The following is a 15,414-nucleotide window of genomic DNA, read 5'->3' as shown; positions in this document are numbered from 1 at the left end:
ATCCCCCAGAATTTTACAAATGTAGCAAACAATTCATAATTCAATGTGAGAGATACGCAATAATTGTTGTTAAATTTGTCGGCAATAATGGTTTCATTCATGGGAATATACGTGCATATACCTTTTTGCCGGAGTAAGTGTTTTTATTGTGGTTTTTACTCCGTGGCTTCTCTGCAACTGAAAGAAGGATATATTCGGGCTTTGTGCCGGGAGGTTGAACTGAGGAGGGAGTATTTACCGTCTCGACAGACTGATACGCTTTACTTCGGAGGGGGTACTCCCTCTTATCTGGAGGTAGAAGAATTGGAAATAATAGTAAGGGAAATAGAGTCCGGTTGGGAATTTTCTCCCGACTCCGAGCGTACATTGGAGGTGAATCCCGAAGATGTCACGGTTGAAAAATTGAGGTTTTGGAAAGAGATGGATTTTAATCGTCTGAGTATCGGTGTGCAGTCATTCGACGATAGAGTACTGAAGCAAATTAATCGGACTCACTCGGCTCGTCAGGCAGAAGAGGCGGTATGCCGGGCTGCTGATTCCGGATTTGAAAATATCGGAATTGATTTGATTATCGGCCTCCCCGGGAGCACCTCTTCAAATGTGGAGCATCACTTGAAAATACTTGAAAAATTGCCGGTGTCCCATGTTTCGGTTTATCTGCTGAGTATCGATTCGAATACCGTTTTCGAGCGTTTGATGACCCAGGGAAAGTTTATTCCGTTAGATGACGACCTCCTGGCGGAACAATACCTATTAGTTTCCGATTACTTGAAACATATCGGTTTCGAGCATTATGAAATATCTAACTTTGCCAAAGAGCGTAAGTATTCAAAACATAATACTTCTTATTGGATGCAACGTCCCTATCTTGGCTTGGGAGCTGCGGCCCATTCTTACGACGGGGTATCCAGGCAATGGAATGTAGCTCATTTGAAAAAGTACATGGATGCTCTGCGGGAAAATCGGCTATGTTTCGAACGGGAAGAACTAAGCGATAGGGATAAGTATAACGAATGGATAATGACGCATCTGCGTACAATGTGGGGGCTGGATGTAAAGCAACTTGAACGGGAGTATGCCGTTTATTGGAGCAAGGTGAAGCATAAGTTGCCTGTTTGGATGGAAAACGGACTTTTAGAGGTTGAGAATGATACGATTCGATTGTCTCCCCGGGGATGGTTGGTTTCTGACGGAATTTTTAGTGAACTATTTGTTTGAAATCGGAAAAGATTCCTTTCGTTAAAGTGAATTTTCAGAGCTTATAAAGGGTTTTAGAACAGAACTTTTTTAGGACATGAATCTATGAGGCTTCTATTTGTGAATTGATACTTAATTTATTATTTTTGCCCATCCGTGTTTTAGGTAGAACACGGTGTATATAAAATGATAATGGTGTAAATGTAAAATGATGGACACAAAAAAAAGGTTAATCAAAGAGCTGTTACAGTCTAAGGATTGTGACAAAGAGGTTGAGGTAAGTGGTTGGGTCAGAACCAAACGCGGTAATAAGCAAGTTAATTTTATTGCCTTGAATGATGGCTCTACGATAAATAATATACAGATCGTCGTGGAAATGAATAACTTCCCGGAGGAGTTAATGAAAAAAGTGACCACGGGAGCTGCCGTTCATGTAAAGGGTATGCTGGTGGAAAGTAGCGGAAGCGGTCAATCTCACGAGATACAGGCAAAAGAAATTGTTGTTTTAGGAGAAGCGGATCCGGATAAATTCCCGATTCAGCCCAAGAAGCATTCGTTGGAATTTTTGCGCGAGGTTGCCCATTTACGCTTCCGGACTAATATTTTCGGTGCTGTTTTTCGCATTCGTCATGCAATGGCTTTCGCGATACATCAGTATTTTAATGACAACGGTTTTTATTATTTACATACCCCTTTGATTACCGCATCGGATTGCGAAGGTGCCGGTGAGATGTTCCGGGTAACGACACTTGATCCGAAAAATCCGCCTTTGACCGAGGAGGGAGAAGTCGATTTTAAGCAGGATTTTTTCGGGAAATCGACAAATTTAACCGTGAGCGGACAGTTGGAGGGAGAATTGGGGGCTATGGCTTTGGGAAAAATATACACGTTCGGACCGACATTCCGGGCTGAAAACTCCAATACAACCCGCCATTTGGCTGAATTTTGGATGGTTGAGCCGGAAGCCGCTTTCTATGACCTGAAAGATAACATGGATCTGGCAGAAGATTTCTTGAAATATTTGATTCGTTATGCTTTGGAACATTGTATGGATGATCTTCAATTCTTGAGTAAGCGTCTTCAAGACGAAGAAAAAGATAAAAAAGCAGAAGACCGTTCTATGGAGCTGATTGAAAAATTGCAATTCGTACTGAATCATGATTTCGAACGGGTTACTTACACGGAAGCCATCGATATATTGAAAAATAGCAAGCAAAACAAGAATGGTAAATTCCAGTATCCGATAACAGGTTGGGGTGTGGATTTGCAAAGCGAACACGAACGTTATTTGGTTGAAAAACACTTCAAACGTCCGGTTATTCTGACCGGCTATCCGAAGGAGATAAAGGCTTTTTATATGAAGCAGAATCCGGATGGCAAAACCGTGGCGGCAATGGATGTGCTCTTTCCGCAAATCGGAGAGATCATTGGCGGATCTCAACGGGAAGAAGATTATGATAAATTGGTGAAAAGAATGAAAGAGGTGGAGATTCCCGTGGAAAGTATGAGTTGGTATTTGGATACCCGCCGTTTCGGGTCTGCTGTTCATAGCGGTTTTGGTTTGGGATTCGAACGTCTATTACTGTTTGTGACCGGAATGGGGAATATTCGCGACGTGATACCCTTCCCGCGGACGCCGAAAAATGCAGAATTTTAATTATAGGAAGAGATTCAAATAACGATTGAATCTCTTTCATTATAAATCACGATTAAGAAAGATGCTAAAGCAGAGTTTACAACAAAAATTAGGATTGAAAATAAATCCGTTGCAGATTCAGTTGATAAAACTGCTGGAGCTTCCTACCTATCAATTAGAACAAAGAATAAAGGAGGAATTGGAATCGAATCCCTTGCTGGATCTGGGAGAAGAAGAGCAACAGGATCATGAGGAGGATTATCGGGAAGAGGGTGAAGAGGAAGAGTACGATCATACCTCGGAAGAGGAGGAAGACCATAATACGGTTGAAGATGAGTTTTCTTTAGATGATTACCTGACTGACGATGATGATATACCTGATTATAAACTGTCGGCTTCAAATGTTTCCAAAGACGACGACGGGAGGGATTTTGTTTTGTCCGGAGGTATCTCTTTTCGGGAGAACTTAATCGCTCAATTGGGGGTAAAGCCATTGAGCGAGATGGATCGTAAGATCGCAGAATACATCATCGGTAATATGGATGAGGACGGTTATTTACGGCGGGATATCGAAAATATCGTGGATGATCTGGCCTTTGGTGCCGGCATAGAGATAGATGAGGAGAAAGTGTTGCGTTTATTGCATATTGTGCAGGAATTTGAACCGGCAGGAGTGGGAGCAAGGGATTTGCGGGAGTGTTTATTGTTACAAATAAAACGTCGTTTGGCAGGGAATCCGACACCTTCTTTACGTCATGCACAGATGATTCTGGAAAACTTCTTCGAAGAGTTCTCCAAGAAGCATTACGAGAAGATAACCAAGCGTATGCGGCTTTCGGATAAAGAGTTGAGAGAGGCTATCGATGAGATATTGAAGTTAAATCCCAAACCGGGAGGACAAGTTTCGGATTCGGTTAATTCCGGTTCCGAAAAAATTATTCCGGATTTTAATTTGGATATTGTAGATGGAGAATTGCAGTTAAGTCTTAATTCAGGAGATGTTCCGGAGTTGAGATTGAATAAGTCTTACCTGAATCTGTTGGAGAAATATCAGAAAAGTGCTACTTCAAAAGAAAAAAAGGATGTGGTTTCTTTTGTGAAATATAAGTTGAATTCCGCTCGTTCGTTTATCGATGCCGTAGAGCAGCGTAACAATACCCTGATGTTGACCATGACTGCTATTGTCCAGTTTCAGAAGCAATTCTTTTTGACCGGTGATGAAAGTCGTTTGAAACCCATGATTTTGCGGGACATCGCGGATATTACAGGGTTAGATGTTTCGACGATTTCCAGGGTTTCCAATTCGAAGTATGTACAAACGTGGTTCGGAATATACTCGTTGAAACAATTCTTTTCAGGGAGTATGCCTACCAGTAGCGGAGAAGAGGTAAGTACCGGAGAGATTAAAAATGTATTGAAGGAGATTGTCGACCAGGAAAACAAACGTAAACCGTTTACGGATGATGAATTGGTTGAATTAATGAATAAGAAAGGATATCAGATAGCCAGACGTACGGTTGCGAAATACAGGCAATTATTGGATATTCCGGTAGCTCGTTTAAGACGGGAAGTATAATTTAACGAAGTGTTTGATTATGAAAAATGTTGCTTATCTTATGTCCTTATTGGTTCATCCTGTGGTGATTCCTTTGTATGCCTTATTTATTATCTTTCATTCGGGTACTATTTTTTCCTTTATCCCTTCGCAGACTCAATACATGGTTTATTTACTGACGATTACAGGCCCCATTCTTATCCCTTTGGCTTGTTTGCCCTTATTAAAATATTTGCGATTAATCGATAGTTATGCCATGTGGGAAAAACAGGAGCGTATTTTTCCGATTCTGATAACGATTGTCTGTTTCTTTATCGTTGTTTATTTGCTTCGGGAGTTACCCTATGTCCATATCGTACGTCAGTTTTATCTGCTTATCATTATTTTATTGTCCGGCTTCTTGTTTGTCACGATCTGTTGGAAAATGAGTATCCATATGATGGCGATAGGGGCTTTATGCGGTTTCGTTTTTATTTTGGGAACCAAATATTTCGGGGATGTATTGAATACACTATCCTTTCTGATTCTATTATCAGGGATTCTCGGAAGTTGCAGGCTGTATTTGAAATGTCATACTCCAGCCCAAGTCTACCTGGGATTTTTATACGGAGCTGTCTTTATCGTAGTCGCACTTTATTAATACCGAATTACCCAGAGATCGTCCCGGTTAAGGCGTTTTTTCCAATCATTTGTCTGACGAATGGCCTCTTCTTTATCCTTATAATGAGCGACACTCACGCGGAAACGATTATTTTTGGTGATAATCCGGGACTCTGTGTATCCTTGTTCTACTAAACGATTCAATCTCTTTTCGGCTGATGATTGTTCCGGATAACTGGCTATGATAATGTAATAATTTTCCGTGGGAGAAGTGATAATTCGATCTGTCCGAGACGGGATTTCCGTTTGTAAGGGATTGACGCTATCCTCTTTTCGTATGGCAGTCGTATCCTCTTTCCGCGTAGCTATACTGTCTTTCAAAACGGCAGACAAATCTCTGATGACACTTGCCGTTGTCAATTCTTTAGGGTCTAATTTATTATGCTGGCAATGACTGAAAAGGAAGAGTATTGCCAGAAATAATAAGATTTTTATCATTCTTCTTTATTATTTTACGTGGTATAACCAGGTTTTTTGCTTACTGGCCTCCTTTTGTATATTCTTTAAAGCTACAAGAGCATCTGTTTTTTGAGCGTATCCCTCATAGGTAACTAAATAGAGATTCTCAAAATAGTTTAATACTTCTGCATCGGAGAAACCTTCTTTTTGGAGGCTTTGACACAGTTTGTCAGCGTTACTTTTATATTCAAAACATCCGGCAACCAGGAAATAGTGTTTTTTTTCTTTTACTACCGGTTTTACATCTTTCGGTTTTTCTACCTCTACCTTAGGCGGGGTCGTGTTTTCCGTTTTAACAACTTGTACCGATGTCTCTTTTTTCGGAGTTTGTTTTTCTTTACAAGCCGATAAGAGAACAAATATTAAAGCGGTTGTAAAAATTAAAACAGTTTTCATAATCGTCTATTTTTATATGTTAGCCAAGATGAGTACAAAAATATTGTAAATAAAACAAATTCCTCTATTTTTGTCGATGAAATTATTCGTTTTAATTTAAAAATCAGGTTTATGAATAAATGTTTTTTAATAATACTCTTGTTTTGTGGCAGTATCTCCTGTAGTAATCAGAAAGAACAGGTAGTGAAAATATCCACAACACTGGGAGATATGAAAGTTAAGCTATATAACGAAACACCTAAACATCGGGATAATTTTTTGAAATTAGTGAAAGAACAATTTTACGATAGCGTTTTGTTCCATCGCGTCATTCAAAATTTTATGATACAGGCTGGGGATCCTGATTCGAAGAGAGCGGTATCGGGAGCTTTATTAGGAGAAGGCGATAACGGGTATACGATTGATGCGGAGTTTCAACCTCGGTATTTTCATAAAAAAGGCGTACTTGCTGCAGCTCGGGAAGGAGATGAGGTAAATCCTCTGCGAAAGTCCAGCGGTTCACATTTCTATATAGTCCAAGGAGTCGTTTATTCACCGGAAAAGCTGGATAACACCGTGAAGCGGATTAATGAACGTAGAAAGATCGCTTTATATAACCGTATCAAATCAGGTTATGAAACCGAATATGCCCGCTTGCAAAAGGCCGAAGATCAGGAGGGGATGGATCGGTTGACGGAAGAGATATCTCATGCCTGCGACAGTCTTTTTGTTCAAGAAGAGTTGGTATTAACGCCTGAACAGAAGGAAATATATACTACGATAGGCGGGACCCCTCATTTGGACGGTCAATATACCGTATTCGGGGAAGTCGTCGAAGGCTTGGATGTTATGGATAAAATAGCTGCCGTAAAGACCGATACGAATGATCGTCCTCTGGAAAACGTCGTAATCCTGCATATGGAAATTGTCAAATGACCGTTTTCAATTGACGATTAAGAGATGAATTGATTCTGTGATTGGGAATTTAGGGTGTTAAACTAATTTAAGATTGAAGAGAGAAGGGATAAAAACGGAACATTATTATCCCCGGAGAGTTTATCCCCCCTCAATTGTAAATTGGGATCCACTAATTCTCTAATATTTTAATTTTCAATAGTTTTATATCCCGGTAATCTTCTTGATCTCATTTAATTTATTCAATGCTTCAAGAGGAGTCAGGCTGTTGATATCCAGTCCGGCGATTTCGTCTCGAATCTGAAGAAGAACGGGGTCTTCCAGCTGGAAAAAACTGAGCTGAACACCTTCTCTCTCATTGGCAATCTGGCTTACGTTCTTTTGTAGGGTTCCGCTTTTGTTTTTATCATTCTCCAATTGTTTTAAGATCTCAGAAGCCCGCAATACGACGGATTGTGGTAAGCCTGCCATTTTAGCTACCTGAATTCCGAAAGAGTGATTTGAACCTCCTTTGATCAGTTTACGCAAAAAGACGATTTTGTTATTTACTTCTTTTACCGAAACATTGTAGTTCTTGATTTTCGGGAATGAATGTTCCATTTCATTTAATTCGTGATAATGGGTGGCGAACAGGGTCTTTGTCCGGTATTTGACATGCTCGTGTAAAAATTCCACGATGGCCCAGGCAATGGAGATTCCGTCATAAGTTGAGGTCCCTCTTCCTAATTCGTCGAATAGTACAAGGCTTCGATCGGATATGTTGTTTAATATATTGGCTGCTTCATTCATTTCTACCATGAAAGTGGATTCTCCCAGGGAGATGTTATCGGAAGCTCCGACTCTTGTAAATACTTTATCGATATACCCGATTGTTGCGGAAGCTGCCGGAACGAAACAGCCGGCTTGTGCCATAATCACGATGAGTGCCGTTTGACGTAACAAAGCCGATTTCCCGGCCATATTAGGCCCCGTGATAATGATGATTTGTTGTTTTTCATTATCCAGAAACAGGTCGTTGTGGATATAGCTTTCTCCGGGGGGAAGTTGCTTTTCAATGACCGGATGGCGTCCTGCTTTTATGTCGATGGAATAAGAGTCGTTGATTTCGGGACGATGGTATTGGTTTGCGATGGATACATTGGAAAACGAAATTAAAGCATCGATTCGGGAAATGATATGAGCATTAATTTGTATGGCTTTGATATAAGAAGAGGCAACGAGTAGCAATTCGTTATAAATACTACTTTCCAACTCCTGGATACGATCTTCTGCTCCTAAAATCTTTTCTTCATACTCCTTTAATTCAGGAGTGATATAGCGTTCTGCATTAACTAATGTTTGTTTTCTGATCCAGGTATCGGGGGCTTTACTGTTGTGAGTTTTAGTCACCTCGATATAATAGCCGTATACATTATTAAAACCTATTTTTAATGAAGGGATACCTGTTTTTTCTATTTCGCGTTGTTGCATTTGAAGCAGAAGTTCTTTTCCATGAGAAGAGATTTCTCTTAACTCGTCCAACTCCGTGTTAACCCCGGGGGCAATGACATTTCCCTTGTTCAGTTGAGCGGGGGCCTCTTCCTGTATTTGTTGTGCTATCCTTTGGTGAAGAGCTTCGCACTCGTCTAATTGCTCTATCCATTGCGTCAGTTTCGGATTGTTGATGTTTTGGCAATGTTTTTTTAACGGAATCAACGTTTGCAGGGCAACTTTCAATTGCACCATTTCTCTCGGGGAGATCCGGCATACGGCAATTTTAGAAGCTAACCGTTCCAAATCTCCGATGATCCGTAACAATTGTTCCAACTCGAGCCGTTCGGTTTCATGTTGGATGAAGCTTTCTACGATATCCAACCGTTCGTTGATTTCTACCGGAGATTTCAATGGCATACAAATCCAACGGCGAAGCATTCGGCTTCCCATGGGAGTAATTGTTCTGTCGATGATATCGGCCAACGAACAGCCTCCTTCGTGAAGCGACTCCAGGATCTCCAGATTGCGTAGCGTGAAACGGTCTAACAGTACACAGGTGGATTCGTCGATTCGTCCGATAGAGGTAATATGGCCTACCAGCTCGTGTTTGGTCATATCCAGGTAGTAGAGAATCGCCCCGGAAGCGGCAATTCCGCATTCCAGCTTATCGATTCCAAAACCTTTCAGGGAAGAGACGTCGAAATGTTTTTTCAGTCGGTCTTCAGAAGATCCCGGTTCGAAAAACCAAGCTTCTACCGGGTAAGTATAGTATTTATTTCCGAAGAGTTCATGGAATAAAGCTTCAGAGCCTTTAGGATATAAGACTTCTTTCGGTTGAAAGCTATTCAATAGTTTGTCTACCGTGGAAGGGGTTCCCTCTGTCGTTAAAAATTCGCCCGTGGAAAGATCCAGCAGCGAAATCCCTGCTTTGTTTTTGGTAAAATAGACGGAGGCCAGAAATACGTTATTTTTATTGTCAATGGTATTCTCGTTATACGAAACACCCGGAGTTACCAGTTCGATGACTCCCCGTTTAACCAGTTTGTTGGTTTTTTTCGGGTCTTCCAGTTGTTCGCAGATTGCAACTCTCTGACCGGCACGAACTAATTTAGGAAGGTAAGTGTCTATGGCATGATAGGGGAAACCCGCCAATTCTACGTCTCCCGGGGAGCCATGAGATCGCTTCGTGAGGGTAATCCCTAAAATCTTTGAGGTGGTGATGGCATCTTCTCCGAATGTTTCATAAAAATCTCCCATTCTATAGAGAAGTAGAGCATCAGGATATTGAGCCTTAGCTGCATAGTATTGTTGCATCAAAGGTGTTTGTATTTCTGATTTTGTTGCCATTTGGTTTTGATTATAAATTGATAGATTGTGTGAGTGTTTACGCATCCCAAAAATAAATATTTTGCATGATATTTGTTTAAAAATCTCGGAAGTATTATGTAATTTTGTCGAACTGAAAATAAACAAGCAGAAGTTTGTTAGTAAAAATTAGAGAAGAATAAACCTGGCACGGGGAAATTACGTATAGGTATTTTCAGTCGCTTTGTAAGGGAAATAATATTGAATTTTATGGAAAATATATCGGGAATATTAGCTACTTATAATTTTTCAAATTTAGAAGATCGGATAGAATTTGAGCTGGATGGAGTTATCGAGAAAGAGATAGCTCAGGCCTACTGTATGGAGAACTTCGAGCTATGTATAACCTGTATGGATTATACGACATTGAAAGTGACCGATACGGAAAAGTCCGTAACGGAATTTGTTGCGGAGTTACTGAAAAAAACCAAAAAGAATGCATTACCTGATGTAGCTTCGGTATGCGTGTTCCCCAAATATGCTTCGATTGTAAAAAGCGGGTTGAGTGGAACATCCATTAAAACGACGGTCGTGGGGGCCTGTTTCCCTTCTTCCCAATCTTTTATGGAAGTAAAAATTGCAGAGTGTAAAGCGGCAATTGCGGCTGGAGCGGATGAAGTGGATGTAGTCCTTTCCGTGGGAGATATTCTGGAAAGGAATTACGAAAGAGTATACGAGGAGCTTGTTGCTATCCGGGAAACTTGCAAGGGTGTTTTGTTGAAGGTGATATTGGAAACCGGTGAGTTGAAAGATATAGAGAGCATATTTAACGCTACATTGATTAGTGCATACGCGGGAGCTGACTTTGTAAAAACGTCCACGGGGAAGGTGCCTGTAAATGCCACTCCCGAGTCTGTTTATGTGATGTGTGAAGCCGTTCGCCAGTATCATGCTCAAACGGGTAAAATGGTGGGGGTAAAAGTGGCCGGAGGTGTTTCTAAAGTACAAAATGCTATTCGTTACCTGACTATTGTCAATCATGTTTTGGGAAAAGAATGGGTAACTCCCCGTTATTTTCGAATCGGGACATCCCAATTGATGGATGATATTCTGAAAGAGATGAAAAAATAATTGAAGACCGGCACAAGCCGGTTTTTTTTATTAAAAAATTCGCCGTAGAATAAGCAAATGACTCGCGAATGAAAAATCAGGAAGATTTATCTAACTTCTCTCTTTCATCCTCTTCATCAAAAATTTGAATAACCGGTTCTTTAAAGGTCTTGTTTGTCGTATGCTTATCTAATGTCAGCAAAAGGGAGGGCAATATGATGAGGTTGGAGAGCATGGCAGCCAATAAGGTAATGGAAACGAGGATTCCCAAAGCAACAGTTCCGCCGAAATCCGACAAGGCGAAGATTCCGAAACCGAAGAAAAGAATAATGGCATTATAGATCATACTTTGTCCCGTCTCTTTCAAAGCCAGAACGGCAGACGACCGAATACTCCAGTTTGTTCCTTGTAATTCTTGCCTGTATTTGGCCAGGTAATGGATCGTTCCGTCAACCGAGATACCAAAAGCAATACTGAATACTAATATCGTCGAGGCCTTGATCGGGATGCCGCAATATCCCATAATGGCGGCCGTGATGATTTGTGGAATAAGGTTGGGCAAAAGGGCAACGATCACCATGCGTTTGCTCCGGAACATCCATGCCATGAAAATGGCGATAAGGATAATGGCTAATAACAGGGAGGTAAATAGATTCGTGACTAAATATTGTGTTCCTTTAAAGAAAATAATACTTGATCCGGTTACCTTTACGACATATCGGTCCCCGGGGAAATATTTCTCGATGATCTCGTATAATTTATTCTCTTTTTTCTGCATTTTTTGGGTGCCGATGTCCTTTATGCGGTAACTCATCCGGACATTTCTCAGGGTGGAGTCAACGAATGAATTTGCTTTTCCCCCGATACTCCCCGTGGATTGGGAGGCGTATTTTAAAATGAAATTTTTCGTTTGGTTGCTCGGTAGTTTATAATAGGCCGATTTCCCGTTGTAAAAAGCCTGATTGGCGAATTTAATAACTTCCACGATGGAAATAGGCTTTGAAATATCCTCGTCTTGGGAGAGTTCTTTGGCTAATAAATCTAATTTCTCCAAGTTGGATAACTTCATAACTTGATTCGGTTTTTTGAAGTCAATCGTGATTTCTAAAGGCATTAAACCGTCAAAATTATCTTCGAAAAATGCGAGGTCTTGTCGAATCGGATCGGTCTCTTTCAAATCGTCCACCATGTATCCTGTGGATTTCATCAGGGAGATACCGATAAAACCTAAAACAACTACAATTGAAGCAATAATATAGACATTATTTCTATGATTAATAATGATTTCAATGACTTTATTTAAAGTCTTGTTTATAAATTTATTGTGTAAGTGCTTGATCTGTTTGCTGTCAGGGTCCGGTAGAAAGCTGAATACGCAGGGAATCATGATTAGACAAATCAAATAGACAAAGCTAATACCGATGGAAGCGGTGATACCGAACTCAACAAGTATCTGGCTGGAAGTGACGATAAATGTGGCAAAGCCGGCAGCCGTGGTCAGATTACTAAGGAAAGAGGCGTTCCCGATCTTTTGGATCATTCTCTGTAAAGCCTTGATTTTGTTTCCGTGGCGGTCGTATTCGGCGTGAAATTTATTAATCATGAATACCATATTGGGAATACAGATCACGATTAATAAAGGAGGTAACATGGCTGTTAAAAGCGTGATTTTTATTCCGAGCATAGCCATTACTCCTACCGTCCAACAAACGCATATAAGTACGATTAATAAACAAAATCCGATGATTCGGAAAGAACGGAAAAACAGGTAAAGGATAAAAGTTGAGATCAGTAAAGAGAGGATAATGAACATATACATCTCTCCCTTAATATTTTCTGCGTTTACGACCCGGATGTAGGGTAAACCGGAATAATGCATTTTAAGCTCGTGTCTGGCTGAAAAAGCTTCCGTGATTTTTAAGACCTCCTTGACCAATCCTACGCGGGCCGGAGAGTTCATTACCTCGGCCGAAACGGAAACCATCATGCCGTAGATTGCTTTTTGCTTGTTGAAAAGCGTTCCGTCGTAAAAAGGCAGATTCTCTACAATTCGGGACAGGCTATCGGCCTCCGCTTGGCTTTTGATTTGATGTGGAAATATGGGTCTAATATCGAATTTGCGGTTAGCCGTATCTTTACAGAGATTGAACGAGTGGGTGATGTCTACTAAGGCGATAACTCCTTGTAAAGCTTTTAAGTTATCGCACATTTGTATCCAGTCGTTGAGTTTATTTACTTCATAAAAGGAGGTGTCCTGAATGGCGAAAACCATAACATTCCCTTCCTGTCCGAATTTTTCATGGAAATCGATATAATCGAGGAAGGCACTGTCTGTTGACGGGAGAAGATTGGCATATTCATACGACATTTCTACCTTTCTGATTTGTGAGGCCAGAAAGATGGTAATAATGGAAACGCCAATAATAAAAGCTACCCGGTTTCTAAGAAGAATGCCGGCAATCTTAATCCACATATTTCACACTTTATATATTGTCGCAAAAGTAGGATAAATGCGTTTAATCTTTAAACAGTTTCGGATTTTTTTTATGTCGATTCACATCTCTTGCTGTTTTTTTGGCAAAATTATTACTTATGGCAGAGTTTAAATCTACCCCTGTTTGATTGGCTAAACATACTAACACCCAAAGTACGTCCGCCATTTCGTCGGCTAAATTGTCTTTTTCACCCTCTTTGAAGGATTGGTCTCCGTATTTTCGGGCCATGACCCTTGCCAATTCCCCGACCTCTTCCGTTAGGATAGCCATATTGGTGAGTTCTCCGAAATACCTTACCCCGTAAGTCTTGATCCATGTATCGACGGCTGTTTGTAATTCTGTCAAGTCCATAATTTAGAATTTGTCGTTCTTTTACTCTTTTATTTCTTTTTAAGAGCTATATTTTTCATTCGTTAAAGGCCTGTTTATCGATCAGCTGTTTTATAATTTGTTCTTGCTGTCAATGATGATGGTTACCGGTCCGTCATTGAGGAGTTCTACTTCCATTTCAGCCCCGAATTGACCGGTTTTTATCTCTTTTTGTAACTCTTTTTGCAGTGTGGAGACAAATTGTTCGTAAAGAGGAATCGAGATGGATGGAGGTGCCGCATCGATGTAGGAAGGGCGATTCCCTTTTTTAGTGCGGGCCATTAAAGTGAATTGACTCACGGCTAAAATCTCTCCTCCGGTTTCCGAAATGGATTTATTCATTATTCCGTTCTCATCGTCAAAGATGCGAAGGTTGGTGATTTTTGAGGCTAACCAATCGATATCTTCTTTCGTGTCGTCCGATTGTATCCCGACAAGTATCAGCATTCCTTTGTTTATGGTAGAAAAGAGTTGCTGCTTTATGGTGACGCTGGCATGAGAAACTCGTTGAATAACTACTTTCATAATGGATAAGATTTAAAAATCATACAAGGGATCTATTATAAAAACTAAAAGTCGGAGTTTCCCCCAACTTTTAGTTTTAAATATATCGTGTATCATTTTATTTTTTTGCATACAACTCTTTAATTGCTTCGGCCAACCTTTTCACTCCCTCTATATTTTGTTCCTCACTCATATAAGAGAAGTTGATACGCATGGTATTTTTGCCTTTCCCGTTACAGAAGAAAACGGTACCTAATACGAATGCAACGTTCTTTTCGATTGCAATCTTGAAAAGATCTTCGGCATCGTATTGCTCCGGTAAGGTTAAAAACAGGAAAAGTCCTCCTTCCGGATGTGTCCAGCTAACGCCTTCCGGCATGTATTTTTCGAATGCCCCTATCATTGCATTTAACTTGCTGCGATAGAGTTCGACAATTTTTTTCACGTTGGCATCGAAATAGTTCTTTTGGAAGAATTTCACGGTAATCTTCTGTAAGAATGCAGAAGTACAAAGATCCGTATTTTGTTTTGCCTTTACGAAATTGTCGATGATCGTCGGATGTGCCAATACCCATCCCATGCGGAATCCCGGCATAAATATTTTAGAGAAAGTTCCTAACGTGATAACATTACCTTCGCCGTTATCCAGTTCGTATAACATGTGTTGCGGCTTCCCGGAAAAACGTAATTCCCGGTAAGGACTATCTTCAATAATTAAGATCTCGTATTTTTTAGCGATGGACAAGATCTCTTTTCTTCTGGCATCCGGCATGGTCATTCCGGCAGGATTCTGGAAGTCGGGGATCAGATAGATAAATTTAGGTTTCTCGCCTTTAGCCTTCATGTCGGCCAATGTTTTTTCCAGTTCAACGGCATTCATTCCCTGTTCGTCCTGAGGGATTCCGACAGCTACACCGCCATAGGAATTGAAAGCGCCAAGAGCTCCCAGATAAGAAGGTAGTTCGCAAATATATTTATCCCCCCGGTTAAGGAAAATCTTACCTACAGTATCCAAACCTTGTTGGGAAGAGGTAATGATAGTGATATTCTCTTTTGTAACATAACTTAATCCTTGATTCCGGTAACGCTGGGCCAAGATCTCCAATAATTCGGGAACTCCTTCGGTAGAACCGTATTGACAAGCTGCTGCTCCGTCGGTAGCAATTACCTCGGCACAAATTTCTTGCAATTGTTCTAATGGGAAAGATTCTTTCGCGGGAAGACCACCGGCAAATGAAATGATTTCCGGTTTCTGAGTTAATTTCAATAACTCTCTGATTGCAGAGCGCTTCATCCCTTTGGCGCTGTCTGATAAAATTTCTTTGTAATCGCTAACCATGTTTATCTTAATTAAATGAATA

At 40.6% G+C, this 15,414-nt stretch carries 13 protein-coding genes; 6 read left to right on the top strand and 7 right to left on the bottom strand.

Annotated features, from left to right (window positions below; translation table 11 throughout):
* The first annotated feature begins 87 nt into the window (after positions 1-87).
* The 4 genes from hemW to QZR76_RS02305 all read left to right on the top strand — a co-directional run bounded on the left by hemW (position 88) and on the right by QZR76_RS02305 (position 5,028).
* On the top strand, positions 88-1,218 hold the full coding sequence (hemW, locus tag QZR76_RS02320; protein WP_294140009.1) for a radical SAM family heme chaperone HemW: 1,131 nt from the start codon (positions 88-90) through the stop codon (positions 1,216-1,218).
* Between the two features lie 190 nt (positions 1,219-1,408).
* Positions 1,409-2,854, top strand: coding sequence for an asparagine--tRNA ligase (asnS, locus tag QZR76_RS02315; protein ID WP_294140008.1), 1,446 nt, complete (start codon positions 1,409-1,411; stop codon positions 2,852-2,854).
* A gap of 61 nt (positions 2,855-2,915) precedes the next feature.
* Positions 2,916-4,409, top strand: coding sequence for an RNA polymerase factor sigma-54 (gene rpoN, locus QZR76_RS02310; protein ID WP_294140006.1), 1,494 nt, complete (start codon positions 2,916-2,918; stop codon positions 4,407-4,409).
* Positions 4,410-4,428: 19 nt separating this feature from the next.
* A complete protein-coding gene (locus tag QZR76_RS02305) occupies positions 4,429-5,028 on the top strand; it encodes a PAP2 family protein (protein WP_294140004.1) in 600 nt (199 codons plus the stop codon).
* Here the strand turns inward: QZR76_RS02305 and QZR76_RS02300 are convergent.
* Together QZR76_RS02300 and QZR76_RS02295 are read right to left on the bottom strand one after the other, a co-directional pair.
* Entirely contained in the window at positions 5,025-5,486 is a 462-nt protein-coding gene (locus QZR76_RS02300) for an SPOR domain-containing protein (RefSeq protein ID WP_294140002.1), read from the bottom strand. The genes QZR76_RS02305 and QZR76_RS02300 overlap by 4 nt on opposite strands.
* Positions 5,487-5,495: 9 nt before the next feature.
* Complete coding sequence (locus QZR76_RS02295) at positions 5,496-5,903, bottom strand: SPOR domain-containing protein (RefSeq protein ID WP_294140000.1); 408 nt, start codon at positions 5,901-5,903, stop codon at positions 5,496-5,498.
* Positions 5,904-6,014: 111 nt separating this feature from the next.
* On the opposite strand from QZR76_RS02295, the gene QZR76_RS02290 reads away from it, so the two are divergent.
* Positions 6,015-6,818, top strand: coding sequence for a peptidylprolyl isomerase (locus tag QZR76_RS02290; protein ID WP_294139998.1), 804 nt, complete (start codon positions 6,015-6,017; stop codon positions 6,816-6,818).
* Between the two features lie 183 nt (positions 6,819-7,001).
* Here QZR76_RS02290 and mutS read toward each other — a convergent pair whose 3' ends face one another.
* Positions 7,002-9,617, bottom strand: a complete 2,616-nt coding sequence (mutS, locus tag QZR76_RS02285) for a DNA mismatch repair protein MutS (protein ID WP_294139996.1) — start codon at positions 9,615-9,617, stop codon at positions 7,002-7,004.
* Positions 9,618-9,845: 228 nt separating this feature from the next.
* Here mutS and deoC point away from each other — a divergent pair, with 228 nt between their 5' ends.
* Positions 9,846-10,706, top strand: coding sequence for a deoxyribose-phosphate aldolase (deoC, locus tag QZR76_RS02280; RefSeq protein WP_294139994.1), 861 nt, complete (start codon positions 9,846-9,848; stop codon positions 10,704-10,706).
* A 76-nt stretch (positions 10,707-10,782) separates the two neighbouring features.
* On the opposite strand, the gene QZR76_RS02275 is transcribed toward deoC, so the two are convergent.
* The 4 genes from QZR76_RS02275 to QZR76_RS02260 all read right to left on the bottom strand — a co-directional run bounded on the left by QZR76_RS02275 (position 10,783) and on the right by QZR76_RS02260 (position 15,392).
* On the bottom strand, positions 10,783-13,158 hold the full coding sequence (locus tag QZR76_RS02275; RefSeq protein ID WP_294139992.1) for an MMPL family transporter: 2,376 nt from the start codon (positions 13,156-13,158) through the stop codon (positions 10,783-10,785).
* 43 nt (positions 13,159-13,201) lie between these two features.
* Positions 13,202-13,531: a nucleotide pyrophosphohydrolase gene (locus QZR76_RS02270; protein WP_294139990.1), complete on the bottom strand. Its 330-nt coding sequence runs from the start codon at positions 13,529-13,531 to the stop codon at positions 13,202-13,204.
* Between the two features lie 90 nt (positions 13,532-13,621).
* Positions 13,622-14,074 (bottom strand): D-aminoacyl-tRNA deacylase, encoded by a 453-nt coding sequence (gene dtd / locus QZR76_RS02265; RefSeq protein WP_294139988.1) that lies wholly within the window; start codon positions 14,072-14,074, stop codon positions 13,622-13,624.
* Between the two features lie 97 nt (positions 14,075-14,171).
* Positions 14,172-15,392: a PLP-dependent aminotransferase family protein gene (locus QZR76_RS02260; RefSeq protein ID WP_294139986.1), complete on the bottom strand. Its 1,221-nt coding sequence runs from the start codon at positions 15,390-15,392 to the stop codon at positions 14,172-14,174.
* Between the last annotated feature and the right edge of the window lie 22 nt (positions 15,393-15,414).

Source organism: uncultured Sanguibacteroides sp., from assembly GCF_900543425.1.
GTDB lineage: Bacteria > Bacteroidota > Bacteroidia > Bacteroidales > Marinifilaceae > Gabonibacter.
This window is presented reverse-complemented; position numbering and strand designations above follow the sequence as displayed.

Coding starts and splice junctions, on each gene's coding strand:
- asnS (WP_294140008.1), top strand. CDS start 1,409: ATGGACACAAAAAAAAGGTTAATCAAAGAGCTGTTACAGTCTAAGGAT.
- QZR76_RS02305 (WP_294140004.1), top strand. CDS start 4,429: ATGAAAAATGTTGCTTATCTTATGTCCTTATTGGTTCATCCTGTGGTG.
- dtd (WP_294139988.1), bottom strand. CDS start 14,074: ATGAAAGTAGTTATTCAACGAGTTTCTCATGCCAGCGTCACCATAAAG.
- QZR76_RS02260 (WP_294139986.1), bottom strand. CDS start 15,392: ATGGTTAGCGATTACAAAGAAATTTTATCAGACAGCGCCAAAGGGATG.
- mutS (WP_294139996.1), bottom strand. CDS start 9,617: ATGGCAACAAAATCAGAAATACAAACACCTTTGATGCAACAATACTAT.
- QZR76_RS02295 (WP_294140000.1), bottom strand. CDS start 5,903: ATGAAAACTGTTTTAATTTTTACAACCGCTTTAATATTTGTTCTCTTA.
- rpoN (WP_294140006.1), top strand. CDS start 2,916: ATGCTAAAGCAGAGTTTACAACAAAAATTAGGATTGAAAATAAATCCG.
- QZR76_RS02290 (WP_294139998.1), top strand. CDS start 6,015: ATGAATAAATGTTTTTTAATAATACTCTTGTTTTGTGGCAGTATCTCC.
- hemW (WP_294140009.1), top strand. CDS start 88: ATGGTTTCATTCATGGGAATATACGTGCATATACCTTTTTGCCGGAGT.
- QZR76_RS02275 (WP_294139992.1), bottom strand. CDS start 13,158: ATGTGGATTAAGATTGCCGGCATTCTTCTTAGAAACCGGGTAGCTTTT.
- QZR76_RS02270 (WP_294139990.1), bottom strand. CDS start 13,531: ATGGACTTGACAGAATTACAAACAGCCGTCGATACATGGATCAAGACT.
- QZR76_RS02300 (WP_294140002.1), bottom strand. CDS start 5,486: ATGATAAAAATCTTATTATTTCTGGCAATACTCTTCCTTTTCAGTCAT.
- deoC (WP_294139994.1), top strand. CDS start 9,846: ATGGAAAATATATCGGGAATATTAGCTACTTATAATTTTTCAAATTTA.